Below are 26,285 nucleotides of genomic sequence, written 5' to 3'. Positions count from 1 at the left end.
GCCAGCAACAGCTTCGCTTTTGTTTGCCACGTTGTGGATCAGCTAGTCAACAACAAGATCACAGCAAGCAGATCCGCACGATCACGCATTCAGATAAACCGTCTTCGTGCGCACATACGCTTCAAGCCCGTACTTGCCATCCTCGCCGCCCAGCCCGCTATCGCCATACCCGTGGTGAAAGCCCTGCGGCGCTTCACCCAGCGAGCGGTTCACATAGATCTCGCCGAAATTGAGTTCGGCCGTCGTGCGCAACAGCACGCTGAGGTCGTTCGTGAACAGATACGCAGACAAGCCATAGTTCGAATCGTTAGCCAGCTTCAGCGCTTCGTCGAAGTCCTTGATCTTGATCACCGAGACCACCGGCCCGAAGACCTCGGCATGCACGATGTCCATCTCGTGCGTGATGCCGGTGAGCAAAGTGGGCTGATAGAAGTGGCCGCGCTCGAACAGCGCACCGGTAAAGCGGCTGCCGCCGATGCGCACCTGCGCGCCTTGCTGAACCGCCTTCGCGACCATCGCGTCGACTTTTTCGAGTTCGGCAGCGCTGACTTTCGGGCCCATTTCGGTGGCTTCGTCGCTGGGGTCGCCAACCTTGATCGCGCTGATTTTCTGCGTCAGCAGTTCGAGGAAGCGGTCGTACACCTTCTCGTGCACATACGTGCGCTCATTGCAGGTGCAAACCTGGCCGGCGTTCAGAAAGCGCGCTTCGACGGCTGCCGTCGCGGCCTTTTCGAGGTCTGCATCGTCGAGCACGATGAACGGCGCCTTGCCGCCGAGTTCGAGCCGCACTTCTTTCAGCGTGGGCGCGGCTGCGGCCATGATCTTCTTGCCCGCGGCGGTGCTGCCGGTCATCGTGATCAGCTTGACGGTCGGGTTCGTCACGAGGCGTTGCCCCGCCGGAATCGCACCGCTGACGATATTCACCACGCCCGCCGGTATGCCGGCTTCGGCGATCAGCTTGCCGAATTCGAGCGATGCGACCGGCGTCAGCTCGTGCGGCTTCAACACGATCGTATTGCCCGCCGCAATCGCCGGCGCAACCTTGCGCGCCAGCAGCGCGATCGGGAAATTCCACGCGGAGATTGCACCGATCACACCGTGCGGCAGCTTGTCGATCAGGATTTTTTCGCCGGGTCGGCTGCCCGGCACGATATCGCCTTCGATGCGGCGCGTGTTTTCCGCGGCAAAGCGGATCAGCTGCGTCGCAAAGTCGACTTCGCCGCGCGCTTCGCGGATCGGCTTGCCGACCTCCTGGGTCAACAGGCGTGCGAGCCGCTCGAGGTCGCGGCGCACCAACTCGTTCAGGCGCAGCAGGAAGTCCGCGCGCTCCACCGCGGTGCGCCGGCTCCATGCCGGAAAGGCTGCAGCGGCGGCGTCGACGGCGCGGTCGATGTCGGCGTCGTTGGCGTCGGGCACGGTCGCGACGGTGGCGCCGGTAGCCGGGTTACGGATCGTCAGGCGTGCATCGCCGGAAGAGGGCACCCATGCGCCGCCGATAAACAGGGAATAGTGTTCGATCTGGTCCATCCTTCACCTCGGGAAAGGCGCGTAAGATGCGCCGCAATGAAAGGAAGTTGTATGCGCCGCGGCGCGCGGTAAGCGCCGCCACGGCAGCCCACTGTAGACCGGCGGCGCACCAAATCGTTGCGCACGAGAAGATCGGTGCGGCAAAGGATCGGCGCCAACGCCATGCCAACCCAGCGCCGACCCAGCGCCGGTCTGCGTCGCGATTGCCGTGGAATTGACCACCGAATTGGCCCGCGATCAGCTGCGGGATGAGCCACCGGATCGGCCACTGTATCAGCTACCCCATGCCCCGATCCGCACACTCGCCGCGCGCGTCGCGTTTCGAAGTGGTACCCTCGGCAGCGAACCGCGTGCATGTCGCCTCAGCCCAGGCGCTGCGACGCGGGCAACCCGTTCCCGGTCCAGCAGTCACTCGAATCCCCGTTCGATCCCTTGGGAACGCCGGTTGCCCCTAGTTTTGCCAGCGCGTGCGGCCTGCATGACGCCCCGTCCGGTTCGAGACCAGCCAACCTGCATTCGAAAGGAAACTGAATATGTTGAACAAGCCCACGCTATCGGTGGCCGAGACGACGCGTATTCTCGAAGCCGCCCGCAAAGAAGCCGAGCAGAACAAATGGGCAGTCACGATCTCGGTGGTCGACGACGGCGGTCATCCGCTCGCGCTGCTGCGCCTCGACGGCTGTGCGCCGATCGGCAGCTACATCGCCGCGGAAAAGGCCCGCACCGCCGCGCTCGGCCGCCGCGAGTCGAAACAGTATGAAGACATGATCAATGGCGGACGCACCGCGTTCCTCAGCGCGCCGCTCGCGGGCGCGCTCGAAGGCGGCGTACCGGTGATCGTCGACGGCCACGTGGTGGGCGCGGTCGGCGTGTCAGGCGTCAAGGCCGAGCAGGATGCGCAGGTGGCTCGCGCGGGCGCGCAGAGCCTGAACTGAGCCGGCGCAGGTTGTTGCACAGGGGCGAAGCCATCGGCAAGCCGCCTGCACAGCCTCCCATATCAAAGAAAGCAGACAGACAGGAAGCACCGAAAATGACCCAGATGACCCAACGCGGCGGCCTGCGCGTCGCCGCCCAGCTCGACCAGTTCGTCGAAACCGAAGTGCTGCCGGGCACCGGCGTACAGAGCGCCGCGTTCTGGAGCGGCTTCGATCAGCTCGTGCACGAGCTCGCACCGAAAAACCGCGCGCTGCTGGCCGAACGCGACCGGCTGCAGCAGGAAATCGACACCTGGCACCGCGCCAACCCGGGCCCGATCCGCAATTCGATTGCGTACCGCGCGTTTCTCGAGAGCATCGGCTATATCGTGGCGCCGCCGGCCAGCGTGGCCGCGACCACCGACAACGTCGACACCGAAATCGCCGAGCAGGCCGGCCCGCAGCTGGTGGTGCCGCTGTCGAACCCGCGTTACGCGCTGAACGCAGCGAATGCGCGCTGGGGCAGCCTGTACGACGCGCTGTACGGCACCGATGCGATTGCCGAAACCGATGGCGCCGAAAAGACCGCGAGCTTCAACCCGGTGCGCGGCGCGCGTGTGATCGCGCGGGCACGTGCGTTCCTCGACGAAGCGGCGCCGCTCGCGAACGGTTCGCATAGCGACGCGACGCGCTATGCAATCGAGCAAGGCAAACTGAGCATCACGCTGAAAAACGGCAGCACGACGCTGGGCGACCCGGCACAGTTCATCGGCTATCACGGCGAAGCGGCAGCGCCGACGGCGGTGCTGCTCAAGCACAACGGCCTGCACTTCGAAATCCAGATCGACGCCACCGATTCGATCGGCAAGACCGATGCGGCCGGCGTGAAGGACGTGCTGGTCGAAGCGGCGGTAACGACGATCATCGACTGCGAAGACTCGGTGGCCGCGGTGGATGCCGACGACAAGGTGGCGTTGTACCGCAACTGGCTCGGCCTGATGAACGGCACGCTGACCGAGGAAGTATCGAAAGGCGGCAAGACCTTCACGCGCAAGCTGAACGCGGACCGCGAATACACGGGCGCGAACGGTTCGCCGGTGAAGCTGCATGGCCGCTCGCTGCTGTTCATTCGCAACGTCGGCCATCTGATGACCAATCCGGCCATCGTCGATCGCGACGGCAACGAGATTCCGGAAGGCATTCTCGATGCGGTGCTGACCACGCTGTGCGCGCTGCACGATCGCACGCACAAGCTGAACTCGCGCACCGGCTCGATCTATATCGTGAAGCCGAAGATGCATGGCCCGGCCGAAGTGGCGTTTGCGAACGAGCTGTTCGGGCGCGTCGAAGACCTGCTCGGCCTGCCGCGCAACGCGATGAAGATGGGCATCATGGACGAAGAGCGCCGCACCAGCGTGAATCTGCTGGCATGTATCGCACAAGCGTCGGCGCGCGTCGCGTTCATCAACACCGGCTTCCTCGACCGCACCGGCGACGAGATGCATACGTCGATGGAAGCGGGCCCGATGCTGCGCAAGGGCGATATGAAGTCGACCGCGTGGATTGCCGCGTACGAACGCAGCAACGTGCTGGCGGGTCTCGCTGCGGGCCTGCGTGGCCGCTCGCAGATCGGCAAGGGCATGTGGGCGATGCCGGACCTGATGGCCGCGATGCTCGAACAGAAGATCGTCCATCCGAAGGCAGGCGCGAACACGGCGTGGGTGCCGTCGCCGACTGCAGCGACGCTGCATGCGCTGCATTACCACATGGTGGACGTGCAGGCCGTGCAGAAGCAGCTCGAACAGACGTCGTACGCCAGCGTGCGCGACGAACTGCTCGGCGGCCTGCTGACCGTGCCGGTAGCCGAATCGGCCAACTGGAGCGACGACGAAAAGCGCCAGGAAGTCGAGAACAACGCGCAAGGCATTCTCGGCTACGTGGTGCGCTGGATCGATCAGGGCGTCGGTTGCTCGAAGGTGCCGGACATCAACAACGTCGGCCTGATGGAAGACCGTGCGACGCTGCGCATCTCGAGCCAGCACATCGCGAACTGGCTGCGTCATGGGGTGGTGACCCGCGAGTTCGTCGAAGAGACGTTCCGCCGCATGGCAAAGGTGGTCGACCAGCAGAATGCGGGCGATGCGCACTATCGGCCGATGGCGCCGGATTACGACAAGTCGCTGGCGTTCAAGGCCGCCTGTGCGCTGGTGTTCGAAGGGCGCGAGCAGCCGAGCGGGTATACGGAACCGCTGCTGCATAAGTTCCGTCTGGCGCTGAAGGCTGAGGGTTAATCAGGCGAGGCGCGTTGTTTGGTAGTCGTAGTTGAGCGGGTGTCCGGTGCGGTGCTGTGCTGTGCGGCCGGATATCCGCTGTTTGACCTCTTCTGTCTTTCCCCATCCCTTCGGTCGATTCCTGACATCGCTGTCAAGCGAACGGTTGCGTAGTGCGCGTTTTTTTGCGCAAGCATTGAAAGATTCGTTATCCTGTCGCGCTGCTTCCATTTTGCCCACGCGCATTCGATCACGATGACTGCATCGCACGCTTCCATCCAGGCTCCCGCTCCCGCGCAACTACACCGCTTGCCGCAGCAGGTCGACGTCGCCATCGTCGGCGCCGGTTTGATGGGGTGCGCGAGCGCCTACTTTCTTGCCAAAGCTGGCAAGAAAGTGCTGGTAATCGATAAAAGCACGGTGGCCGGCCAACAGTCGTCGCGTGCATGGGGCTTCGTGCGCCAGCAATGCCGCGATGAAGCCGAAGTGCCGCTGATGCAGGCGAGCATCGGCCTGTGGCGAACCCTCGAGCACGAACTGCAGGCCGATCTGGGCTGGCGCAACGAAGGCTGCCTGTATCTGGCCAACGATGCGGCCGAACGCGACGCGTATGAAGCGTGGCTGCCGGTCGCGCGACAGTTCGGGCTCGATACCGTGATGCTGTCGCAGCGCGAAGTGCTCGGCAAGCTGCCGGGCTACCAGTTGCGTCAGTTCGGCGCGATCTACACCGCAAGCGATGGCCAGGCGGAGCCGACCCGTGTCGCGGCCGCGTTTGCCGCTCGTGCGCGCGAACTGGGCGTGCAGATCGTCGAAGGCTGCGGTGCACGCGCGATCGACGTGGCGGCGGGGCAGGTGGTAGGCCTCGAAACGGAACAGGGTTATGTGAAGACCGGCACGGTAGTCTGCGCCGCGGGCGTGTCGTCGTTCAGGCTGCTCAAGACGGTCGGCATCGCGCTGCCGCAGCATCAGGTGCGCGGCACCGTCGCGCGAACCAGCGCGGGGCCTGCCTTGACCGGCGCATCGACGATCGTGCAGGGCATTGGCTTCCGGCAGCGTGTCGACGGCACATTCAATATCGCCGACGAAGCGCAGGTCGACGTCGACATGACGCTCGGCCATCTGCGCGCGCTGCAATGGTATTTGCCGTCGCTGTGGGCACACCGCAAGTCGTTTCGCTTCAATCTGAATGGCGCATGCGTGGCCGATCTGCTGCAGCGCCTGCCGGGTTCGGAAGCCGCGGCGAATGGTGCTGCGATACACCTGCGCGAACCGCGGCTCATGCCGAACGAAAAGAGCCTGCGGCGTGCGCTTGATGCGTTGCACACGGCATTTCCGGAGCAACGCGAAACGACGATCGTCGACCGCTGGGCCGGCGCGATCGATGTATTGCCCGATGGGATTCCGGTGATCGACGCGCAAACCTCGATACGTGGGCTTGCGGTGGCCACCGGTTTTTGCGGCCATGGCTTCGCGATGGGGCCGGTGGTCGGCAAGACGATCGCTGACTGGATCGTGACTGGCCAGCCGCAGTTCGACATGCGACCGCTACGCCTTGCGCGTTTCGCGGAGAACGACGTCAAGGCACCGCTGTCGCTGTTCTAGCCGCTGTTGTGCCCGCCGTACGCCCCCCTAATAACCGCGCTTTCTCGCCGACGCACGCGGCTCACGAAACGTCGCCAGCACCGAAGCCGCTTCGAACGGTTTGGCCGTAGTCTGCGCGGTCTTCATCAACGCATCGATACGCTGCGCGGTATCCGTCGACGGCGCAGGCGTATACACCATGATGCGCATACCCGGCGCGTCCGGCACTTCCAGCGACAGCGCATCCAGCTCAAGCAAACCCGCCACCGGATGCTCGATCACCTTGCGCCAGTCGCTGCGTTTGAGCACTTCATGTTCGGCCCACCAGCGGCAGAAGTCGGTATCGGTATCGGTGAGTTCTTCCACCAGGTCGCGCAAAAACACCTCGCCTGAAGGACGCAAAATGTAATCGCCGCGAAATTGTGCCAGCACACATTTCGCGTACGCATCCCAACCGCGGAACAGGGTGCGCGCGCCGTCGTGCTGAAACGTGAACCACAGCAGATTGCAGCGGCCCGCGGGCATCTTGCGGAAATCGGTGAAAACCCGCACGGCCGCTTCGTTCCACGTCACGTAATTCCAGTTGCCGTCCACCACATAGGCCGGCATGTTGCCGAGCTGATCGATCATGCGGCGTACCGTATCGCTGACATTCTGCGCGATCGGATACGGCCCGGGCGGCGTGTAGTGATTGGCCAGTTCGAACAGATGGGTACGCTCGTGCGGCGACAGGTTCAATGCATTCGCGAGGCTTTCAACGGTCTTGAACGACACGTTCACTTCGCGGCCCTGCTCGAGCCATGCGTACCACGTGACGCTGATGCCGGCGCGTTCGGCCACTTCCTCGCGCCGCAGGCCCGGCGTTTTGCGGCGGCTGCCCGCCGGAAAATCGATGTCTTCGGGGCGCAAACGCGCGCGCCGCGTTCGTAAGAAATCCGCCAGTTCGTTCAAGCGCTGCTGCTTCTCCATGCACGCCTCCTGAGACTTCCCTGTTACTGCCATTACTAGTAATCGCAATTGCTAGATGCGCGGTTTCGATCATGCCACATTTGCGTCGTCGGCCGGGTCATGCGCAAACATGCGAATCGTGCGCATTGTGCGATCCACAAGGCAAGCGATTATAGATCGCACTGCAGCAAAAACGCATACCGTGCCGCGACATATACAGACATCGATGGAGACAACCATGCGTCGTTCGATTTTGCGTGCCTGTGCGCTGCTGCTGGCGTCAGCGTTTCTTTTCCCCGCGCTTAACGCGCGTGCCGATTACACCGGCGCAGCGCGCACCTTCCTGTTCAATCCGGCGGTGCAGATTCCGTTCTCCGACAACGCGAAGTTCAAGAAGAAAGCCCCGTACGTGATCGGCTTTTCGAACGCGGGTCTCGGCGACAGCTGGCGTGTCGTGATGCAGCAATCGTTGATGAAAGCGGCTTCCGAACACCCGGACGTGATCAAACAGCTGATCATCACCAACGGCAACATGGACGACGCGAAGCAGGCCGCCGACATTCAGGACCTGATCTCGCGCGGCGTCGATCTGCTGATCGTCAGCGCGAATACGCAGAAGGCGCTCGACCCGGTGGTCACGCGTGCGATGAAGCAGGGCATTCCGGTGGTGATGGTCGACCGGCGCATTGCATCGGATAACTTCGTATCGTTCGTCACCGGTTCGGATGCGATGATGGGCCGCCTGTGGGCGCAATGGATCGTCGAGAAGCTGCACGGCAAGGGCAACGTGATCATGCTGGCGGGGCAGGCCGGTTCGAGCGTCAGTGCCGACCGCGAGACGGCGGCGCACCAGGTGTTCGCTCAATATCCGGGCATCAAGGTGCTCGATACGGTGTACTCGGACTGGAGCCCGGTCAAAGCCAAGCAGCAGATGCAGGCGATGATCGCGAAGTACGGTCATAGCATCAACGCGGTGTGGTGCGCGCATGGTCTGCCGGTGGCCGGTTCGATCGAAGCGTTCACCGCGGCCGGCTTCAAGGCGGGTGAGATTCCGCCGCATACCACCGCCGATCTGAACGGCCCGCTGCAACTCGCGCTGCAATACAAGATTCCGATGCTCGAAATCGGCTATCCGCCGTCGATGGGGCGCACCGCGCTGGAAGTCGCACTGAAGGTGCTCGACGGTCAGCCACTGCCGAAGCTCTATCAGATCAGCCCGCAAATTGCGCTGACGCATGGCGACGAAACCGCTTCAGTGCCGCACCCCGATCAGTACATCGACCAGATCGTCGATGCGAAGGGCCCGCCCGATGAAATCATCGATGGCGGCATGGGCCCGGGTTACAACCCGGCGACCTTCAAGGTCAAGCTGCCGGGTGAAAAATGAGCGGGCCCACGACAAGCGCGCGCACTGACAGCGCAGCGCCACCGCCACGCGACACGATCGAGCTGGTGCAGGTGACGAAGGAATTCCCCGGCGTGAAGAGCCTCGACGGTGTGTCGTTTAGCGTGCGTGCCGGCGAGATTCACGCGCTGGTCGGCGAAAACGGCGCGGGCAAATCGACGTTGATGAAGGTGCTCGCCGGCGTCTACGTACCCGATGGTGGCGAGATCCGTTTCGACGGCGAGACTGTGCGCTGGGATTCCGCTGCGGACGCGAAGCGGCGCGGCATTCACGTGATCTATCAGGAACTGGTGCTGTTTCCGCAGTCGACGGTTGCGCAAAACATCTTCGCCGGTGTCGAACCCCGCACGCGCTTCGGCACGCTCGATCAGCGCCGCATGAACCGCGACGCACAGCGGCTGTTGAGCGAACTGGGCGTGGCGCTCGATGCGCGTGAGCGGCTCGGCAATCTGTCGGTGGCGGATCAGCAGATGGTTGAAATCGCCAAGGCGATGGCGGGCGAGATTCGTGTGCTGGTGCTCGACGAGCCGACCGCGGTGATTGCCGGCAAGGAAGTGCAATTGCTGTTCGAGCGCTTGCGTGTGTTGCGCGATAAAGGCGTTGCGATTATCTACATCTCGCACCGGCTCGAAGAAATCTTCGAGCTATGCGACCGCGTCACCGTGATGAAAGACGGCCGCAAGATCGGCACGCAGCGGGTGGTCGAGACTACCCGCGATGGCCTCGTGCGGATGATGGTGGGCCGCGAAATGGCCGAGATCTATCCGCCGAAAGCGCAGCTTGCGCCCGATGCGCCGGTGCTGCTCGATGTGACCGATCTGCAGGTCGGCAACCGCGTGTTCGACGCTTCGCTGAAGGTGCGCGCCGGCGAGATCGTCGGCTTGGCGGGCATGGTCGGTTCGGGCCGTACCGAACTGGCGTCGGGCATCTTCGGCGCGCTGCGCACCCAGCGCGGCAGCGTGACAGTGCGCGGTACGCAACGCTCGCGGATGTCGCCGGCCAGCGCGATTCGCGCCGGCCTCGGTTTCGTCACCGAAGACCGCAAATCGCAGGGTCTGCTGATGTACCTGAACGTCGCGCAGAACGTCACCGCCACCACGCTTGGACGCGTATCACGCTTCGGCTTGCTGAACGCGCGCGCGGAGCGGGCGGCGGGTGTCGCCGCCATCGGCGAATACGGCATCGCGGGCGCGCGGCCGGGCGGCAGCGTTGCGACGCTTTCCGGCGGCAACCAGCAGAAGGTGCTGATCAGCCGGTGGGTGCGCGTATGCACCAGCGTGCTGATTCTCGACGAACCGACACGCGGCGTCGACGTCGGTGCGAAAGCGGAGATCTATCGCATGATGCGGCAGCTGACCAGCCGCGGCCTCGGCATCCTGATGATCAGCTCGGAACTGCAGGAAGTGATCGGCATGTCGGACCGCGTGCTGGTAATGCGCGAAGGCCGCATCAGCGGAGAAGTGAGCGGCGCGCAGATGACCGAACACGACATCATGCGGCTCGCGACCGTCGCGCAGACCCAGCAGCAAGGAGGTGCCCATGCTTTGGTCGGCTAGTGGAGCCAGCGCCGGCAATGCCGGAACGTTTGGCCAGCATTTCAGGCGTCATGTCGCGCCCCATGGCGCGGTGTACGTGATGGCGGTGCTGCTCGCGGCGCTGCTCGTTGCGGGCGCAACCGTCAGCGACCGCTTTGCGACAGCACCGAATCTGCTGAACGTGCATCAGCAGGCCACCGGCCTCGCGCTCGTCGCGCTTGGCCAGACGCTCGCGATTCTGACGGGCGGCATCGATCTGTCGGTGGGCTCGCTGATCAGCGTCGCCGCGACGCTGACTTCCGGTCTCGCGGATAACCCGTACGGCGGCTGGCCGACTGCGATCGCGCTGGTGCTGGTCCTGTCGCTGGCGGTAGGTCTTGCGAACGGGCTGCTGGTGTTGTGGTTGCGCGTGCATCCGTTGATCGTCACGCTTGGCATGGGTGCGGTGCTGCAAGGCGCGATCCTGTACTACTCGACGGGTCCCGCAGGCAACGTACCGGATGGCTTCGATGCGCTCGCCTACGGCCGCTATGCCGGCATTCCGGTGACGGCCACGATCGTCGTGCTGCTGTACCTGGGCGTGTCGTACTTCATGCGCAACGTGCGGCTCGGCCGTTATGTGTACATGGTCGGCGACGACGAATACTCGGCCACGCTGTCGGGCATTCCGCGCGCCCGCGTGATCCTGTTCGTCTACACGATGTGCGCGCTATGCGCCGGGCTCACCGGCATCTACCTGGCCGCGCAGTTCGGCTCCGGGCAACCGTATCTGGGCGCCAACTACACGCTCGCTTCGATTACGCCGGTGGTGGTCGGCGGCACGGTGCTGAGCGGCGGGCGCGGCGGCGTGATCGGCACGCTGCTCGGCGTGTATCTGTTGAGCCTGCTGAACAACCTGATCAACTTCGCCGGCATCCCGTCGCATTACCAGCTGATCGTGCAGGGCGTGGCGATCATCGTCGCGGTGTCGGTGAACCTGCAGCGCAAGCGAGGTGCAGCATGAATACGATTGCGTCGCGCCGGCCCGGTTTCACGCGCTTTCTTTCGCTGGAACTCGCGCGCCGCTACGGCATTTACCTGTTCCTCGTGCTGCTGATCGTCGTGTCTGGCGGGTGGTCGCCGACCTTCCTGCGCATCGACAATGTCGTCAACATGCTGGTGCAGTTCGCGCCGCTCGGCATCGTCGTGATCGGCCAGATCTTCGTGATTCTGGTGGGCGGGCTCGATCTCTCGGTGGCGTCGGTAATGGCCACCGCGGCGGTGATCGCCACCGCATTCGACGGCACCAATGCGTCGCTGCCGCAGGTGTTCGGCGCGACCTTCGTGATGTGCGTCGGCGCGGGGCTCCTCAACGGCTTGCTGGTCACGAAGCGTCAGGTGTCGCCGTTTCTCGCGACCTTCGCCACCGCGATCGTGCTGCAGGGCCTGCGTTTCGCGTACACGCAAGGCGCGCCATCCGGCAACGTCGCGCCGCTGTTTCACACGCTAGGCACCGGTGCGATCGGCGGTGTGCCGGTCAACGTGTTGATGCTGGTCGCGTGCGCACTCGGGTTCGGCGTGCTGCTGCATCTGTCGACCTTCGGCCGGCGCGTGTACATGGTCGGCGGCAATCCGGAATCCGCGCGGCTGGTCGGCGTGAGCCCGGATACCGTGCGCATCGTGTGCTACGTGATCAGTGCGCTGCTAGCGGGGCTTGCCGGCCTCACGCTGTCCGGCTATGTCGGCATCGTCGACAACTGGGTCGGGCGCGGCTTCGAACTCGATTCGATCGTTGCCGCGGTGATGGGCGGACTTGCATTGTCGGGCGGCCGCGGCACGCTGGCGGGCGGGCTTGCCGGTGCCGCGATTCTGGTTGTCGTGTTCAACATCGTGCTGCTGATCGGCATGCCGGTGCAGGCGCAGATTGTCGTGAAGGGCGTGATCATCATCGGCGCGTCGGCGTGCTACGTGATTCGCAGGCGGCGTTAAGGCGTTGCGCGGCGTGCTTGCAACCCACCATTGAGAAAGCAACGACGTGCGCAGCATTGCACGTCCAGCAAGGAGGAGATTCACCCATGAGAGCAGTCCGTTTTCATTGCGCGCATGACATCCGTGTCGAAAATGTGCCCGACCCGAGCGGCATGGGCGCCAACCAGATGATCGTCAAACCGCTGTGGTGCGGCATCTGCGGCACCGATCTGCACGAGTACCAGGCCGGCCCGATCGTCGTGCCGACCGAGCCACATGCGCTGACCGGCGCCAAGGCGCCGCAGGTGCTCGGCCACGAATTCAGCGCGGAAGTGGTGGAAGTCGGCAAGAACGTAAAGAACGTGCAGGCCGGCGACCGCATTTCGGTGATGCCGCTCGCGTCATGCGGCGAATGCTATTACTGCCTGCGCGGCATGCGGCACCTGTGCGTGAAGATGGGCTGCGTCGGCCTTTCGTGGGACGGCGGCGGCATGGCCGAGTACACGGTGCTGAACGACTATCACGCGAATCGTCTGCCCGATACGGTCAGCGACAAGCAGGGCGCGCTGATCGAGCCGGCTGCGGTCGCGCTATACGCGGTGGACCGCGGCGGCGTGACGGTCGGTTCGAGCGTGCTGATCACCGGGGCTGGACCGATCGGCGTGCTGGCGGCGCTGGCATGTCACGCAGCGGGCGCATCGCAGATCTTCGTCAGCGAGCCGAACGCCGCGCGCGCCGCGAAGATGGCCAGCTTCGGCGTCGCGACGCAGATTTTCGATCCGAGCGACGGCGAACTGCCGCAAAAGATTCGCGATCTGACCGAAGGCGTCGGCGTTGACGTCGCCATCGAATGCGCGGGCAACCAGCATGCGTTGAATGCCTGCGTCGACGCGGTGCGTTCCGCCGGGGCGGTGGTGCAGGCCGGCCTGCATGTCGGCAGCGCAACCGTCGACCCGATGAAATGGTCGCTGAAAGATATCCGTATCGAAGGCACGTGGTGCTATCCGGTCACGTTGTGGCCACGCATCATCGGCATGATCGCGAACGGCAAATTCCCGGTGGAAAAGCTGATTCACGATCTGATCGATGCCGACGACGTCGTTGCGAAAGGCTTCGACGTGCTGGGCGACAAAGGCAGCGACAAGATGAAGATCCTGATCAATCCGCAAACGCGCTAACGCATTCGCTGGAGATTTGCATGACTGGTACGAATACGACGACTACGCAGCAGCACAAGCCGACGATCGGCTGGATCGGTCTCGGCAAGATGGGTACGCCGATTGTGGCGAACCTGGTCAAGGCCGGCTTTCACGTCACGGTGTACGACGTCGATGCGCGCCGCGCGGCGGAACTGGCCGCAGGCGGTGCACAGGCGGCGGACAGCATCGCTGCATTGGCTGCCGCGAGCGAACTGATCTTCTCGATCATTCCGGACGACAACGTGTTGCAGAAAGTCGCGCTCGGGCCGCAAGGCGTGCTCGCGAATGCACGCGACGGCGCGGTGTATATCGACATGAGCACGGTGTCGCCGACGGTTTCGACGAGCGTGCGCGACGCGGCACGCGAGCGCGCGATCGACTACGTGGCCGCGCCGGTGTCGGGCAGCACGGTGCTCGCCGAGAAAGCGCAGCTGACGGTATTCGCATCCGGCCCGCAGCCCGCGTTCCAGCGCGCATTGCCTGCTTTCGAAGCGCTTTCCGCGCGGCAATACTACGTTGGCGCACAAGAGCAGGCGCGCTATCTGAAGCTTGCCATCAATCATCTGGTCGGCTCGACCGCCGTGCTGCTGGCAGAAGCGCTGACGCTAGGCGAAAAAGGCGGTCTCGACTGGCACGACATGCTGGGCGTGATCGGCGACAGCGTGGTCGCGTCGCCGCTCGTCAAATACAAGCTCGACCCGCTGAAAGCGCGCAATTTCGCGCCGGCGTTTTCGTCGAGCCAGATGCTGAAAGATATGTCGCTGGTGGTCGACGCGGGCACGGCGGCTGGTGTACCGATGGCCGCCGCCGCGCTGGTGCGCGAGCAGTTTGCCCATTATGTGCAGCACGACGGCGCGGAGCTGGATTTTTTCTCGATCGTGCGCGCAGTGGAAGCGGCGGCAGGCATCGCTCATTGAGCCCATACTCGAAACATTTAACTTTTAAGGAACCGCAATGCACTTTACTGTTTACTGCCTCGATCACGACGGCATGGTGGAAAAGCGTCTGGCCCATTACGAAGCACACAAGGCCTATCTGGCCACCACGCCGGTCAAGATGGTGATGTCCGGGCCGCTATTGGCCGCCGATCAGGAAACGATGATCGGCAGCTTCTTTCTGTACGAAGCCGACGACATCGCCGACGTGATGCGATTTAACAGCAACGATCCGTTCAATGCGGCAGGTATCTGGCGTAGTGTGGATATCCGGCCATTTCTGAAGCGGGTCGATAACCGATAAAACCCTTCAAGACAGGTATCGCCATGCGTAATCTCGACGAACACACCATTACGGAAGCCGTACTCGCACGCCATGTGGACGCACCCAATGCACGGCTGAAGGAAGTCGTGGAAAGCCTCGTGCGCCATCTGCACGCGTTCGCGCGTGAAGTGAACCTGACCGAAGGCGAATGGGAGCAGGGCATTCGCTTCCTGACCGAGGTCGGCCATATCACCGACGACAAGCGCCAGGAGTTCATCCTGCTGTCGGATACGTTGGGGCTGTCGATGCTGGTTACAGCGATGGCCAACCGTAAGCCGGCGGGCTGCACCGAGGCGACGGTGTTCGGGCCGTTCTTCGTCGAGAACGCACCTGTGTATGAAAACGGCGCGGACGTTGCGAACGGCGCACACGGCGAGCCGTGCTTCGTCTCGGGCATGATCAAGGGTCCTGACGGCGAAGCGGTGCCGAACGCGCGCATCGAAGTGTGGCAAGCCGACGCGGAAGGCTTCTACGACGTCCAGTACAAGGGCGACGATGCGCACCGTGCGCGCGGTGTGCTGCATAGCCTCGCAGACGGACGCTACTTTTTCCGCTCGATCGTCGCGCAGCCGTATCCGATTCCGCACGATGGCCCGGTCGGCGCGATGCTGTCGGGGCTTGGCCGGCATCCGTGGCGGCCCGCGCATCTGCATTTCATGATCACCGCGCCGGGTTACGAGCGGCTGGTGACGCACGTGTTCCGCGAAGGCGACACGTATCTGGATTCGGATGCGGTGTTCGGCGTGCGCTCGTCGCTGATCGCGCAATGGGTTTCGCATCCCGAAGGCAAGGCGCCGGACGGCACGCGCATGGATACGCCGTTCAGCACGCTTGAATTCGACTTTGTCCTGAATCGATCATCATGACTCCGTTCACTTACGTCAGCCGGCCGGCGCGCATCGTATTCGGCGCAGGGTCGCTCGAGCGCCTCGCCGAAGAGCTCGACGAGCTCGGCATCCGTCGCGCGCTGGTACTCGCCACGCCGGAGCAGCGCTTTCTCGCGGACCGCGTGCGCAAGCTGGGCGGCGAGCGCTGTGTGGAGGTGTTCGACCGCGCAGTGATGCACGTGCCGGTGGAAACCGCGCAAGCGGGTGTCGAAGCGGCACGCAGCATCGAGGCCGATGGCCTGATTGCGGCCGGCGGCGGTTCGACGCTGGGTCTCGCGAAGGCGATCGCGCTCGAGACGTCGCTGCCGATCGTTGCGGTACCCACCACTTACGCGGGCTCCGAAGTCACACCGATCTACGGGCTTACTTCCGGCAACGAGAAGAAGACCGGCAAGAGCTATCGCGTGTTGCCGCGCACGGTGATCTATGACGCAAGCCTGACGTTGACGCTGCCGGTAGGTCTATCCGCGACCAGTGGGCTCAATGCAATCGCGCATGCAGCGGAAGGCTTGTATGCGCAGGATGCGAACCCGGTGATGTCGATGTTCGCGGAAGAGGGCATTCGCGCGCTGGCGCAGAGTTTGCCCGAGCTATGCGCGAACCCTGTCGATCTGGCCGCACGCGAGAAAGCGCAATACGGCGCGTGGTTGTGCGGCACGGTGCTCGGCAACGTCGGCATGGCGCTGCATCACAAGCTTTGTCATACGCTTGGCGGCTCGTTCAATCTGCCGCATGCGGAAACGCACGCTGTGGTGCTGGCCTACGCGATGGCGTTCAATCTGCCGGCGGTGCCGCAGGCGTCGGAGCGGCTGGCGCGTGCGCTTGCCACGGACGATCCTGCCGCAGCGTTGTACGATCTCGCGCGGCGGCTTGGCGCGCCAGCGTCGCTCGCCGCATTGGGCGTGACGCATGCCGACCTCGACCTCGCCGCTGAAATCGCGATGCGTGCGCCGTATTTCAACCCGCGGCCGCTGTCGCAACGCGCGATCCGTCATCTGCTGCAGTTGGCCTTTGACGGTGCACGGCCGGGGCGTGACTCGTTCGAAGGATTTTAGGCGGCCTTGGGTTTGAGGCGTTTGAGGCTTTTGAGGCTTTTGCAGATCCGGCGAGGCGCGCGGCTTGCTGTTGCAGTTGATAGGGCGACCCCGATCGATCCGCAAAGGCCTTCTTTCAGGCCGCTTCATCATCGGAGACAGTTTGGTTCACGGGTATAACGCGGTCGCAGAACCTACCCGTGTCGACAGCTATTTACTTCTGGTTATCTCTCATGGAAAAACGGGCACTTATTATTGGCGCAAGCGGCATTGTCGGCAGCAATCTGGCCGACCAGCTGCATTCGACCGGCTGGCGCGCGGCAGGACTATCGCGCGGCCGCACGGCGGTACCGGCCTCGGTCGAGCCGATCACCGCGGATCTCACGTCTGCTGAATCCGTCACGCAGGCGCTGGCCGGGCAGAAGTTCAGCCATGTGTTTTTTACTGCGTGGGCGCGGCAGGCTACCGAGAAGGAAAACATCCGCGTCAACGGCGCGATGGTGCAGCACGTGCTGGATGCGTTGGGGCCGCAAGGCGGCATCGAGCACGTCGCGCTGGTGACGGGGCTCAAGCACTACCTCGGGCCGTTTGAAGCGTATGCGACGGGCGCGGTGCCGATCACGCCGTTTCGCGAAGAGCAGGGACGGCAGCCGGTCGATAACTTCTACTACGAGCAGGAAGACCGCGTGTTCGGCGCGGCGCGGCGCTTTGGGTTCGGCTGGAGCGTGCATCGTCCGCATACCATCATCGGCTTTGCGGTGGGCAACGCGATGAATATGGGCGTGACGCTCGCGGTGTACGCGACGCTTTGCAAGGCTAGCGGGCAGCCGTTTGTGTTTCCGGGCTCGGCTGCGCAGTGGAACGGAGTGACCGACATGACCGATGCGCGCCTGCTGGCGCGGCATCTGGAATGGGCGGCCACGTCGCCGAATGCGCGGGATCAGGCATTCAACGTGGTGAATGGCGATGTGTTTCGCTGGAAGTGGATGTGGGAGCAGATTGCCGGGTACTTTGGGGTTGAGGCGGCGCAATTCGATGGAACGGTGCGGCCGCTCGAATCGCGTATGCAGGGTGCCGCGCAGCAATGGCGGGATGTGGCGGGGCGCTTCGACCTGAAAGAGGCGGACGTCGACAAGCTCGTGTCGTGGTGGCATACCGATGCCGATCTCGGCCGGCCGATGGAAGTGCTGACCGATATGTCGAAGAGCCGCAAAGCAGGGTTCCTGAATTATCAGAGCACCGTGGATGCGTTTTTTGCGTTGTTCGACCGGCTGAAGGCGGAGCGGATTATTCCGGCGTAACTGACGCCTTGACGACCATCGGCCTGCGTCCGTTTGCAACAGGCTCGATGGTCTCATCCCGCCAACCCCACCGCCTGCAGCAGCGCCTGTACCTTGCGCTGCGCATTGCGCAACATCGTTTCCGGCGACGTCATTCCGGACAGCGCCGCATGCACGTCCACCCCTAACATCTCTTCAATCCGCGAGTACACCGGCGTCAACGGGCGCATCGTATTGCAGATCAGACCGTTGCGCGCGAGCGTGTCGACGAAACTGACGATCGGCGAAATCGTGTCCAGATCGGGGTCCGAACTCATGCTGAATCGCGGCGCAATCGGCAACTCATCCCGGGCATTGGATTTCATCGCTTCCGACGAGGTCAGCCACCGCAACGCCTGTTGTGCAAGCGCTGCCCGGCGAGGCGGCAGATTGCTCGGTATCGCGAGAAAGAACCCACCCAGCGGCGCAGTACGCCGCACACCGCGAAGGTTCGGATGGGGCAGAAACTTCACCATGCCCTTCACCTTCGAGCGCAGATCGAGTTCGAGCCGCGCGGCACGCATGGTCCATGCGTAACAGAGCGCAGAGCGTCCCGTCATGAATTCGGTGAGGCTGTCTTCCCAGTCGAAGCCAAGCGTGTCGGGTGGCGAGACCGCTAACAACTCCCGCATGAACGCAAGCGTAGCGCGGGCCGCATCCGTATCGAGTGCGGCGCGCGCGGGCCGCGATGCGGTCGATCGTCCCCACTCGCATCCGTCGTCGTCGGTGAGTATCGCGCCGCCATGCGCATTCAGAAAGAACATGAACGCGCTGGCGATCGGCATGCCTCGCGCAGCGTTCCAGACAATCCCATACTGCCCCCGTCGGGGTTTGTTCAGCCGCCGCGCAACCGCAAGCAATTCGGCCAGCGTCGCCGGATAAGCCAGCGCATTCGTTTCGAAGATATCGCGCCGTGCCACCAGAGACTCCACCGTAACGTACATTGGCAGCCCGTAAAGACGCCCTTCGTGCGTCACGCATTCCAGTGCGGCAGGATGGAAGTCGCGCGCACGCGCATAGTTCGGATGGCTGTCGTCGTGCATGGGCGCAATCAGTTCCTTGCGCACGAATTCCGCGAGCCACGGGTAGTTGAGCGCAACGATGTCGAATTCCGATTCGCTTCTCGCGCTGTTCGAAAGCGCCGCCTCGTACAGTTCGGGCAAGCTCGCGAGGCGGAAATCTTCGCTGCTTCCCGCATTGGCCCTGAAGTCGATCCACAGGTTACGCAGCGCAGCGAAGTAGTTATCGTCGTGCAGCAGGAATTTCAGGCGTTTAGCGGTGCCGCCGCGCAGCGTCAGCAGATCGGCGGGCGGCAACATCTGCTCGATCATTCCGCGCGGCTCGCCGAAATAGTATTGGTCCGAGCGCTGGCTGTCATCGCGATGGCCGATCAGCGTCGTGATCAGCGATTTCACCTGCAGCGCGAGCTTCTCGAAGCGTTCAAGCAGTTCGCGGCTCGCGATCAATACATGCGCCTTGCCGCCCGGCGACGCGGGCGCGACGTCGATCAGCTTTTGCTCGATCAATTGATGGATTCGCCGATGCGCGGTTCCATACGCCAGCCCCGACACCTTGATCAACTGCGAAATCGTCACGTCTTGCTGCTGCAGCTTTGCCTTGACGAGGTGGCTCGTGATGCGCCAGTCGGAATCCGGCGCGATGGCCGGAATATGCGCAATGAACGGGGCGCGCGTGCGGTCCGTGAATTCGATGATGCGTATCAGCTCGTAGTCGTTCATCGCGGCAAATGTCCAATCTGGATAACTGACCGATTGGTGTCTATCGCAACTGCGATTAATCTTTTTCCAGTTGTATCGATCAAGGAGACGAGATGGCAAAAGAACCCGTAAAAGTAGCGATGGTCGGCCTTGGCTGGTGGGGACGCAAGATGGTCGCCGTGGCCAAAGGCGCGGCGTGCGATCTGCAAGTGGTCTGCGCAGTCGAACCGTTCGGCGACACAGCGGCCGCGTTCTGCACCGAACAGGGCATCCGCTTTCACAACCGGTATGCCGCGGCACTGGCCGACCCGCAGGTCGAAGCCGTGATTCTCGCCACGCCGCACGACTTGCACGAGGAACAGATCGAGCAGGCGGTCAGCGCGGGCAAACATGTGTTCTGCGAGAAGCCGCTGGCATTGACGCGTGCCGGCGCAGTGCGCGCGGTCAACGCGTGCGGGTCGCGTGGTCTCGTGCTCGGCATGGGCCACGAACGACGCTTCGAACCACCGGTCGCGCAGTTGCTGGAAGCGGCAAGCGATGGCTCGCTTGGCCGCATCCTGCAGGTCGAAGCGAATTTCAGCCACGACAAATTCCTGAGTCTCGATCCGGCCAACTGGCGCTTGCAGGCGAATCACGCGCCGGTGGCGGGCATGACGGCGACCGGCATCCATCTGACCGACCTCGCGATCCGGCTGCTTGGCCCGGCGCGCGACGTCAGGGTCAGTTGCGAGAATCTCGCTTCGTCGTTCCCGCAAGGCGACACGATGAGTGCGCACATCCGCTTCAGGAACGGCGGCACCGCTTACGTCAGCGCGACGCTGGTCACGCCGTTCGTGTCGCGCTTTGCGGTATTCGGCACCCAAGGCTGGATCGACATTCGCGACAAGGCGCATGTGGAGTCTCCCGATGGATGGGTCGTGACGAAAACGTCCACCGGTATGCCGATCGACGTGTCGCATGTGGCGCCGGCCGAGCCGGTGCGCGACAACCTCGTGGCGTTTGCGCGCGCCGTACGCGGCGAGGCGGACTATCCGGTCAAAGGCACGGAGATGATCGACAACATCGCGCTTCTCGAAGCCATCATCGCTTCGGCACAGAGCGGGCAGGTCGTGACTGTCGGCTGACAGTTTCCTTTTCAAAACATTCTGGAGACAACAATGAAGGCTCTCGTATTCGAAGCGCCGGGTCGGCCGGTCGTCAAGGACGTGCCGATGCCGCAGATGAAAGACACCGAAGTGTTGATCCGCACCCGTGCGGTCGGCATTTGCCACTCCGACTATGAACTGCTCGGCGGCCGCTACATCATCCCGATCTCGTACCCTGTCACGCCTGGCCACGAATGGTGTGGCGAGGTCGTGGAGGTCGGGCGCTCGGTGTCGGGCCTGGCCGTCGGCGATCGCGTAGTGGGCGAGTGTGTCGTGCAAACGCCGGAACGCCTGCATCATTTCGGCTTCTCGCTCGATGGCGCTGACCGCGAATATTTCGCGGTTCAGCCGGAGTGGCTGCACAAGCTGCCGGCGGACCTCGACGATACGACGGGTTCGCTGATCGAGCCGTTCACGTGCGGCTACTACGCGGTGGTGCGCTCGGGTGGCACCAATGGCAGCGAGACGGTGGTGGTGTCGGGCGGCGGCACGATCGGGCTGTGTTCGGCGGCCGCCGCAGTCGGCATGGGGGCGCGCGTGATCGTGATCGATCCGGTTGCGCATCGCCGGCAAGCCGCGTTGAAGCTCGGGGTCGACGCGGTGATCGATCCGGCTGACGACGCGCTCGAACAGGTGAGGGCGCTGACCGGCGGCAAGGGCGCGGAACTGGTGATCGAGGCATCGGGTCATGATGCGTCGGTCGGCAAGGTATTCGAATTTGCCGCCGAAGAAGGGCGGGTATCGATGGTGGGCATCAGTATCGACCGGATGATCGCGTCGAATCTGGGCCAGATCCAGATGCGCAATCTGACGGTTCGAGGCTGCATCGGCTCGCCGGGTGTGTGGCCTGCGGCGATCCGCTTTCTCGAGAAGACCGGCATCGATCTGTCGCCGATCCAGACGCACCGGTTCGATCTCAAGGACGCGGTGGCCGCGCTGAACGTCGAACCTGGCAGCAGTATCAAGGTGACCTTGACCAACGACGCATGACAGCGTGATTGCCGGCACCAGTCGCCTCGCCGTAGCAGGGTGGCTGGTGTCGTATCGCATGTGACGCTCAAACGCCGACGTTCACCAGAATCTTCAAATGATTGCCCGCGGGATCGAGCAGCGCTTCGAAGCCGTCGCGTACCACGTGGTCCATATCGATCTGCGCAGTGGCGACTTTCTCGACGGGTAACACACCGCTTTCGATCATCGACGCGACGCGCGGAAAGCTATAGGTCGGGAAGCACCAGGTGGCCTCCACGGTGATGTCCTTTAGCGCCCATTTCATCACGTCGACGCTGGCCGGCGACGAGTGCAGCCCGGCCTGCACCACGACGCCTTGCGGACGCACGGCATCCACGCACGCATTCAGCGATTTCTCGAGGCCCACACATTCGATCGCGGCGTCGACCCCTACGCCTTCCTCGGTCTGGTCGCGAATCGCTTCGAGCAGGTTGGTTCTGGATGGATCGAGCGGGATGCAGTCGGGCACCAGCTCCGCTGCCTTGCGCAGCCGGTTCGGGTTCACCTCGGCGACGAAAATCTTCGATGCGCCTGCTGCTTTGGCGCCGAGCAGCGCGAGCGCGCCGATCGGGCCGAGGCCGGAGATCAGCACAGTCGAGCCCATCGTGACGCGGCCGCGATCGAGCGCATAGAGCGAGACGGCCGACGGTTCGAGCATGGCCGCCTGTGCATCAGTCAGCTTCTTCGGCACGGGAATCGCGTTGTACCCTTTCACGACCGCTTGCTGGCCCATGCCGCCCCACTTCCATGACAGCCCGATGCAAGCCTGGCAGGGGCTTAGATGAAACAGGCCGCGCCGGCCGAAGTAATCGTTGCGCGGCGATACCAGCGGCTGCACCGACACGCGGTCGCCAGCGGATACATGCTTGACGTCGCGTCCTACGTCGAGCACTTCGGCGGAGAATTCGTGGCCGAGAATCTGCGGCAGCGTTGCGCCGCTGTAAGCATGCGGCGTGCGCGGCGTGACGATAGGGCCACCGATATATTCGTGCAGGTCGGTGCCGCAAATGCCGCATACCAGCGGACGAACCAGTACGTCATCGTCGGCAAGCGGCTTTTGCGGCGCGGCGACTTCTTCGACACGAATGTCACGTTTGCCATGAAATCGGACTGCTTTCATCTGTCTCCTCCGGGAATGAACGGTGCCTTTGCGGCTAAGCGCCTGGCGGCGTATTTCTTTAGCGTTCTCTAGCGTGTCTTTAGGCCAACTCATGTCTAAAGACAACGCTGTGAGCCTGGATGTTGATGGTATATTGCGTGTATCGAGACCGCGATAGTCCGGTCGGAAATGATATTTCCCGCCACCGGAAGAATTGAGGAGACGAATGGATCGATGGACGCAACTCGAGTTGCTGGTCAAGACCGCCGAGCTCGGAAGTTTGAGCCGCGCGGCCGAGGCACTCGGGATGTCGAATCCGGCAGCCACGCGCTATCTGTCGAGTCTCGAAGACCGATTAGGCGTGCGGCTCGTCGAACGCAGCACACGCAGGCTGTATTTCACCGAGATCGGCCGCGAGTATGCAGAGCGCGCCAAGGCGATCCTGCAGGAAGCCAAGGAAGCCGACTCCGCCGCACAGGCAAGCAATGTCAACCCAACGGGCACCTTACGCATCTCGGCGTCGCTGTCCTTTAGCATCCTGCACATTGCGCCGCTGATTCCCGAATACACACGTCTTTATCCGGAAGTGGCGGTGCATGTCGAAACGGCAAACCGCTATCTCGACATCATCGACAACAGCATCGATCTTGCAATCCGCACGCGCGAATACGAGAACGATTCGTCCATTACGATTCGCAGGCTGGCGGAAACGCGCCGGATACTCACTGCGTCGCCGGAATATCTGCGTTCGCGAGGGGCGCTCGGGCATCCCGAACAGCTGGCCGAACACAAGGTGCTGAACTACACGCTGTCGAAGAACTATCGGGAGCTGAAGTTCTGCCGCGGCGACGAGGAGTCGACGGTACTGGTAGACGGGTTGATGGAATCCAACGACGGCCAGGTGCTGAAAACTGCCGCACTATGCGGCCTCGGCATTCTCGTGCAGCCCAAATACATCGTCTACGACGACATCATCGCGGGACGGCTCGTTCCCGTGCTCGACGATTGGGACCTGCCGCGTCTGACGATCAATCTCGCTTACCCGAGCAGAAAGCATCTTTCCGCGAAAGTGCGGACCTTCGTCGAGCTGCTGATCGGCACGTTTCGCGACCGGGAGTACGAGCGCCTCTGGACAGCCTGATCCGCGTCCCGCTTCGCTACGAGAAGATCACGCCGCCGTTCACGTTCAACGCTTCGCCGGTCACATATTCGCCATCCGGCGAGGCCAGATAGACGATGGCGGCGGCGATGTCTTCGGGACGACCGAGGCGGCCGAGCGGAATGCTGTTCTTCACATGCTGCACCTGGTCTTCATAGGAGATGTCGCGCAGTTCCGCTTCTTCTCTCATGGCTTTCTTCAGCATGTCGGTTTCGGTATTGCCGGGGCACACCGTATTCGCGCGTACGCCGAACGGCGCCATCTCGAGCGCCAGCGCTTCGGTCATCCGCATCACGGCGGCTTTGGTCGCGCAATAGACCGCGAAGTTGGCAAAGCCCTGCTTCGCGTACCACGAGCCGATGTTGATGATGCAGCCGCTCTTCTGGGTGCGCATTACGCGTGCCGCGGCGCGGCTGCCGTTAAAGACGCCACGGAAGTTCACGTTGTAGATGCGGTCGAATTCGCTGTCCGGCGTATCTGCGGTCAGCATCATCGTTTGTACGACGGCTGCGTTGTTGACGATCAGATCGAGCCTGCCGTGTGCGCGAACCGTGGCATCGATTAGCGTGTCTACTGAATGGCTTTCGGTCACATTCACGGTTGCGGCGGAAACCTCGCATGCCGGCACCGCCTGCATCGCTTCGCCGATGGTGGCGTCGCACGATGCGAGATCGGCGGCAACCACGGTTGCGCCTTCCTGCGCGAGTCGCAATACGATGCCGCGTCCTACGCCTCGCGCGGCGCCGGTTACGATCGCCACCTTGCCTGCCAGTCTGCGCGAATTCATGTTGTCTCTCCCATCGTCAGGTTGAACCATCCGGGGCGGCATCGCTTGCGGTTGCGGCCGCCCGGATGGCGTTTCGTCGAACGCGTACATGCATTCCGCGCGTGCACGCCAATAGACCGCACGCCGGACGTACGCCTTGATACGGGCCAGACCTAGCCGCGCGTCGGACGCGTGCGTGCAAGCCGGTCGCATGTCGGTCTCCTCGCTTCGCGGTGGCGGGCGCTGCACTACGTGCCGAATTTTCGTGTGACCGGCTGCGGCGCGTGCTTGCGTCCACCTTGCACGGCGACGTAAGCGGCGCACCGCCGTGACAGACGAAGAATCGTCGTCAGGTCGAAGTCTTCGTGGCTGGGCATCGATTCGCCTTTTGCAGCCGCAATCTCCGCGGCCAGCTCATAGGCACGTGAGCGTTCGTTCAGCAACAGCGTCAACGCTTTGGCCAGCAGATTTATCTCGCCGGGATCGAAGCTCGGGGTGGGTTCAATGTGGCTCATTGCAAACTCGAGTCGGATGGGTCGGGTCAGGACAGTCGGGACGCTATTTGACGATGCCGATCTTGGCGCGGTCGGTCGTCAGCAAAACCGCGATGAGCGCCATCACGCCAAATACGATGTTCTGCGTGGTGGGCGCGACGCCGATCATCACGGTGATCACGCGCAGCCATGCGGTGATCGCACCGCCCACCAGCGCTGCGCCGAGGCCGCCGACGCCACCTGAAATCGCCGTACCGCCCAGCACCACGCCGACGATCGACAGAAGCAGCAGATTGCCCGCGATGCCCGGCGAGCTGAACCCGGTGATCGAACTCAGCAGCACGCCGCCGATGCCGGCGCACAGCGCCGATAGCGCGAAGACCAGACAGCGCACACGCAGCGTGTCGACGCCGGACATGATCGCAGTCCGCTCGCCGGCGCCGAGTGCATAGAGGTCGCGGCCCAGGCGCGTGTAGCGCAACAGCGCCGCGAGGACCGCCGCGACCCCGAGCACCACGATGATCGAGTTCGGCACCTGCGCGGTCGTGCCGGCAATCCAGCCGACCAGCGAGTCGTCATCGGGAATCGGCAGCGCGGTCGCGTTCGACAACAGCAGGCCGAGGCCGGTGAAAATGCTGAGCGTTGCCAGCGTCGTGATGAACGACGGCAGTTGCAGCTTCGCATGGACGTAGCCCTGCAGGCCGCCGAACAGGAACGCGCCGCCCAGCACGAGCGGGGTGGTCCACGCGCCGAACAGCGGATGCAGGTAGACGATCAGCACGCCGACCAGCGCGGCCATGCCCGCAACGGACAGATCGATGCTGCCGGCGAGAATCGGCAGCGTGCTGCCGATCACGAGAATCAGCAACGGCGCCGCATCGATCAGAAAATTGCTCAGGCCGCTGAACGACAGCATGCCCGGCGCGAACAGCGAACTGCCTGCAACCAGCACGACCAGCACGAACAGGGGGATCAGGCCGCGTACGCGGCCGGCGCCGGCAGCGAGCCGGGATGCCAGCGATTCGCCGACAGGTGCCGCATTCACCGTATTCATCGTTGTGATGCTC

The 26,285-nt window shown here is 63.4% G+C and carries 23 protein-coding genes; 16 read left to right on the top strand and 7 right to left on the bottom strand.

What is annotated here, in order from left to right:
- Positions 1–81: 81 nt before the first annotated feature.
- Entirely contained in the window at positions 82–1,527 is a 1,446-nt protein-coding gene (aldA, locus tag ACYVNQ_RS35960) for an aldehyde dehydrogenase (RefSeq protein ID WP_460910226.1), read from the bottom strand.
- A 533-nt stretch (positions 1,528–2,060) separates the two neighbouring features.
- Between aldA and ACYVNQ_RS35955 the strand changes: the two genes are divergently transcribed.
- The 3 genes from ACYVNQ_RS35955 to ACYVNQ_RS35945 all read left to right on the top strand — a co-directional run bounded on the left by ACYVNQ_RS35955 (position 2,061) and on the right by ACYVNQ_RS35945 (position 6,313).
- Positions 2,061–2,462 carry a heme-binding protein gene (locus ACYVNQ_RS35955; protein ID WP_460910224.1) on the top strand — a complete coding sequence of 134 codons (402 nt, stop codon included), beginning with the start codon at positions 2,061–2,063 and terminating at the stop codon, positions 2,460–2,462.
- Between the two features lie 95 nt (positions 2,463–2,557).
- Entirely contained in the window at positions 2,558–4,732 is a 2,175-nt protein-coding gene (locus ACYVNQ_RS35950) for a malate synthase G (RefSeq protein WP_460910222.1), read from the top strand.
- A gap of 234 nt (positions 4,733–4,966) precedes the next feature.
- A complete protein-coding gene (locus tag ACYVNQ_RS35945; RefSeq protein WP_460910220.1) occupies positions 4,967–6,313 on the top strand; it encodes an NAD(P)/FAD-dependent oxidoreductase in 1,347 nt (448 codons plus the stop codon).
- Between the two features lie 27 nt (positions 6,314–6,340).
- Here the strand turns inward: ACYVNQ_RS35945 and ACYVNQ_RS35940 are convergent, their stop codons facing one another.
- Positions 6,341–7,261: a helix-turn-helix transcriptional regulator gene (locus ACYVNQ_RS35940; RefSeq protein ID WP_460910219.1), complete on the bottom strand. Its 921-nt coding sequence runs from the start codon at positions 7,259–7,261 to the stop codon at positions 6,341–6,343.
- Between the two features lie 217 nt (positions 7,262–7,478).
- Between ACYVNQ_RS35940 and ACYVNQ_RS35935 the strand changes: the two genes are divergently transcribed.
- From ACYVNQ_RS35935 to ACYVNQ_RS35890, 10 genes are all read left to right on the top strand, one after another.
- Positions 7,479–8,627, top strand: a complete 1,149-nt coding sequence (locus tag ACYVNQ_RS35935; RefSeq protein WP_460910217.1) for a substrate-binding domain-containing protein — start codon at positions 7,479–7,481, stop codon at positions 8,625–8,627.
- Positions 8,624–10,201 (top strand): sugar ABC transporter ATP-binding protein, encoded by a 1,578-nt coding sequence (locus ACYVNQ_RS35930; protein ID WP_460910215.1) that lies wholly within the window; start codon positions 8,624–8,626, stop codon positions 10,199–10,201. Before ACYVNQ_RS35935 ends, ACYVNQ_RS35930 begins: the two co-directional genes overlap by 4 nt.
- On the top strand, positions 10,185–11,183 hold the full coding sequence (locus ACYVNQ_RS35925; protein WP_460910213.1) for an ABC transporter permease: 999 nt from the start codon (positions 10,185–10,187) through the stop codon (positions 11,181–11,183). Before ACYVNQ_RS35930 ends, ACYVNQ_RS35925 begins: the two co-directional genes overlap by 17 nt.
- Positions 11,180–12,148: an ABC transporter permease gene (locus ACYVNQ_RS35920; protein ID WP_460910211.1), complete on the top strand. Its 969-nt coding sequence runs from the start codon at positions 11,180–11,182 to the stop codon at positions 12,146–12,148. The genes ACYVNQ_RS35925 and ACYVNQ_RS35920 overlap by 4 nt, the downstream gene beginning before the upstream one ends.
- Before the next feature lie 86 nt (positions 12,149–12,234).
- A complete protein-coding gene (locus ACYVNQ_RS35915; protein ID WP_460910210.1) occupies positions 12,235–13,305 on the top strand; it encodes a 2,3-butanediol dehydrogenase in 1,071 nt (356 codons plus the stop codon).
- A 20-nt stretch (positions 13,306–13,325) separates the two neighbouring features.
- A complete protein-coding gene (locus tag ACYVNQ_RS35910; RefSeq protein WP_460910208.1) occupies positions 13,326–14,243 on the top strand; it encodes an NAD(P)-dependent oxidoreductase in 918 nt (305 codons plus the stop codon).
- Between the two features lie 37 nt (positions 14,244–14,280).
- The gene (locus ACYVNQ_RS35905) at positions 14,281–14,565 is read left to right on the top strand and encodes a YciI family protein (RefSeq protein WP_460910206.1); all 285 of its coding nucleotides are present in this window, start codon (positions 14,281–14,283) and stop codon (positions 14,563–14,565) included.
- A gap of 23 nt (positions 14,566–14,588) precedes the next feature.
- On the top strand, positions 14,589–15,452 hold the full coding sequence (locus ACYVNQ_RS35900; RefSeq protein WP_460910204.1) for an intradiol ring-cleavage dioxygenase: 864 nt from the start codon (positions 14,589–14,591) through the stop codon (positions 15,450–15,452).
- Positions 15,449–16,528, top strand: a complete 1,080-nt coding sequence (locus ACYVNQ_RS35895; RefSeq protein ID WP_460910202.1) for a maleylacetate reductase — start codon at positions 15,449–15,451, stop codon at positions 16,526–16,528. The genes ACYVNQ_RS35900 and ACYVNQ_RS35895 overlap by 4 nt, the downstream gene beginning before the upstream one ends.
- 212 nt (positions 16,529–16,740) lie before the next feature.
- Entirely contained in the window at positions 16,741–17,808 is a 1,068-nt protein-coding gene (locus ACYVNQ_RS35890; RefSeq protein WP_460910199.1) for an SDR family oxidoreductase, read from the top strand.
- Between the two features lie 53 nt (positions 17,809–17,861).
- Here ACYVNQ_RS35890 and ACYVNQ_RS35885 read toward each other — a convergent pair whose 3' ends face one another.
- Entirely contained in the window at positions 17,862–19,565 is a 1,704-nt protein-coding gene (locus tag ACYVNQ_RS35885; RefSeq protein ID WP_460910197.1) for an extracellular solute-binding protein, read from the bottom strand.
- Between the two features lie 92 nt (positions 19,566–19,657).
- On the opposite strand from ACYVNQ_RS35885, the gene ACYVNQ_RS35880 reads away from it, so the two are divergent.
- Together ACYVNQ_RS35880 and ACYVNQ_RS35875 are read left to right on the top strand one after the other, a co-directional pair.
- Positions 19,658–20,668 carry a Gfo/Idh/MocA family protein gene (locus ACYVNQ_RS35880; RefSeq protein WP_460910195.1) on the top strand — a complete coding sequence of 337 codons (1,011 nt, stop codon included), beginning with the start codon at positions 19,658–19,660 and terminating at the stop codon, positions 20,666–20,668.
- 33 nt (positions 20,669–20,701) lie between these two features.
- Positions 20,702–21,679, top strand: a complete 978-nt coding sequence (locus ACYVNQ_RS35875; RefSeq protein ID WP_460910193.1) for a zinc-dependent alcohol dehydrogenase — start codon at positions 20,702–20,704, stop codon at positions 21,677–21,679.
- Between the two features lie 67 nt (positions 21,680–21,746).
- Here ACYVNQ_RS35875 and ACYVNQ_RS35870 read toward each other — a convergent pair whose 3' ends face one another.
- A complete protein-coding gene (locus ACYVNQ_RS35870) occupies positions 21,747–22,820 on the bottom strand; it encodes a zinc-binding dehydrogenase (protein WP_460910191.1) in 1,074 nt (357 codons plus the stop codon).
- A gap of 205 nt (positions 22,821–23,025) precedes the next feature.
- On the opposite strand from ACYVNQ_RS35870, the gene ACYVNQ_RS35865 reads away from it, so the two are divergent.
- Positions 23,026–23,940, top strand: a complete 915-nt coding sequence (locus ACYVNQ_RS35865) for a LysR family transcriptional regulator (protein WP_460910189.1) — start codon at positions 23,026–23,028, stop codon at positions 23,938–23,940.
- Between the two features lie 16 nt (positions 23,941–23,956).
- Here the strand turns inward: ACYVNQ_RS35865 and ACYVNQ_RS35860 are convergent, their stop codons facing one another.
- The 3 genes from ACYVNQ_RS35860 to ACYVNQ_RS35850 form a co-directional block, all read right to left on the bottom strand.
- A complete protein-coding gene (locus tag ACYVNQ_RS35860; protein ID WP_460910187.1) occupies positions 23,957–24,745 on the bottom strand; it encodes an SDR family NAD(P)-dependent oxidoreductase in 789 nt (262 codons plus the stop codon).
- Positions 24,746–24,972: 227 nt separating this feature from the next.
- Positions 24,973–25,239, bottom strand: a complete 267-nt coding sequence (locus ACYVNQ_RS35855) for a hypothetical protein (RefSeq protein ID WP_460910185.1) — start codon at positions 25,237–25,239, stop codon at positions 24,973–24,975.
- Positions 25,240–25,282: 43 nt separating this feature from the next.
- Positions 25,283–26,272: an ABC transporter permease gene (locus tag ACYVNQ_RS35850; RefSeq protein WP_460910183.1), complete on the bottom strand. Its 990-nt coding sequence runs from the start codon at positions 26,270–26,272 to the stop codon at positions 25,283–25,285.
- Between the last annotated feature and the right edge of the window lie 13 nt (positions 26,273–26,285).

The organism is Paraburkholderia jirisanensis (assembly GCF_054782355.1).
This window is presented reverse-complemented; position numbering and strand designations above follow the sequence as displayed.

Bases quoted from the DNA above. Each gene is read 5' to 3' on its own strand.
- aldA (WP_460910226.1), bottom strand. From the start codon at position 1,527: ATGGACCAGATCGAACACTATTCCCTGTTTATCGGCGGCGCATGGGTG.
- ACYVNQ_RS35900 (WP_460910204.1), top strand. From the start codon at position 14,589: ATGCGTAATCTCGACGAACACACCATTACGGAAGCCGTACTCGCACGC.
- ACYVNQ_RS35940 (WP_460910219.1), bottom strand. From the start codon at position 7,261: ATGGAGAAGCAGCAGCGCTTGAACGAACTGGCGGATTTCTTACGAACG.
- ACYVNQ_RS35930 (WP_460910215.1), top strand. From the start codon at position 8,624: ATGAGCGGGCCCACGACAAGCGCGCGCACTGACAGCGCAGCGCCACCG.
- ACYVNQ_RS35890 (WP_460910199.1), top strand. From the start codon at position 16,741: ATGGAAAAACGGGCACTTATTATTGGCGCAAGCGGCATTGTCGGCAGC.
- ACYVNQ_RS35875 (WP_460910193.1), top strand. From the start codon at position 20,702: ATGAAGGCTCTCGTATTCGAAGCGCCGGGTCGGCCGGTCGTCAAGGAC.
- ACYVNQ_RS35860 (WP_460910187.1), bottom strand. From the start codon at position 24,745: ATGAATTCGCGCAGACTGGCAGGCAAGGTGGCGATCGTAACCGGCGCC.
- ACYVNQ_RS35895 (WP_460910202.1), top strand. From the start codon at position 15,449: ATGACTCCGTTCACTTACGTCAGCCGGCCGGCGCGCATCGTATTCGGC.
- ACYVNQ_RS35920 (WP_460910211.1), top strand. From the start codon at position 11,180: ATGAATACGATTGCGTCGCGCCGGCCCGGTTTCACGCGCTTTCTTTCG.
- ACYVNQ_RS35855 (WP_460910185.1), bottom strand. From the start codon at position 25,239: ATGAGCCACATTGAACCCACCCCGAGCTTCGATCCCGGCGAGATAAAT.
- ACYVNQ_RS35870 (WP_460910191.1), bottom strand. From the start codon at position 22,820: ATGAAAGCAGTCCGATTTCATGGCAAACGTGACATTCGTGTCGAAGAA.
- ACYVNQ_RS35880 (WP_460910195.1), top strand. From the start codon at position 19,658: ATGGCAAAAGAACCCGTAAAAGTAGCGATGGTCGGCCTTGGCTGGTGG.
- ACYVNQ_RS35910 (WP_460910208.1), top strand. From the start codon at position 13,326: ATGACTGGTACGAATACGACGACTACGCAGCAGCACAAGCCGACGATC.
- ACYVNQ_RS35905 (WP_460910206.1), top strand. From the start codon at position 14,281: ATGCACTTTACTGTTTACTGCCTCGATCACGACGGCATGGTGGAAAAG.
- ACYVNQ_RS35915 (WP_460910210.1), top strand. From the start codon at position 12,235: ATGAGAGCAGTCCGTTTTCATTGCGCGCATGACATCCGTGTCGAAAAT.
- ACYVNQ_RS35950 (WP_460910222.1), top strand. From the start codon at position 2,558: ATGACCCAGATGACCCAACGCGGCGGCCTGCGCGTCGCCGCCCAGCTC.
- ACYVNQ_RS35925 (WP_460910213.1), top strand. From the start codon at position 10,185: ATGCTTTGGTCGGCTAGTGGAGCCAGCGCCGGCAATGCCGGAACGTTT.
- ACYVNQ_RS35945 (WP_460910220.1), top strand. From the start codon at position 4,967: ATGACTGCATCGCACGCTTCCATCCAGGCTCCCGCTCCCGCGCAACTA.
- ACYVNQ_RS35850 (WP_460910183.1), bottom strand. From the start codon at position 26,272: ATGAATACGGTGAATGCGGCACCTGTCGGCGAATCGCTGGCATCCCGG.
- ACYVNQ_RS35885 (WP_460910197.1), bottom strand. From the start codon at position 19,565: ATGAACGACTACGAGCTGATACGCATCATCGAATTCACGGACCGCACG.
- ACYVNQ_RS35955 (WP_460910224.1), top strand. From the start codon at position 2,061: ATGTTGAACAAGCCCACGCTATCGGTGGCCGAGACGACGCGTATTCTC.
- ACYVNQ_RS35865 (WP_460910189.1), top strand. From the start codon at position 23,026: ATGGATCGATGGACGCAACTCGAGTTGCTGGTCAAGACCGCCGAGCTC.
- ACYVNQ_RS35935 (WP_460910217.1), top strand. From the start codon at position 7,479: ATGCGTCGTTCGATTTTGCGTGCCTGTGCGCTGCTGCTGGCGTCAGCG.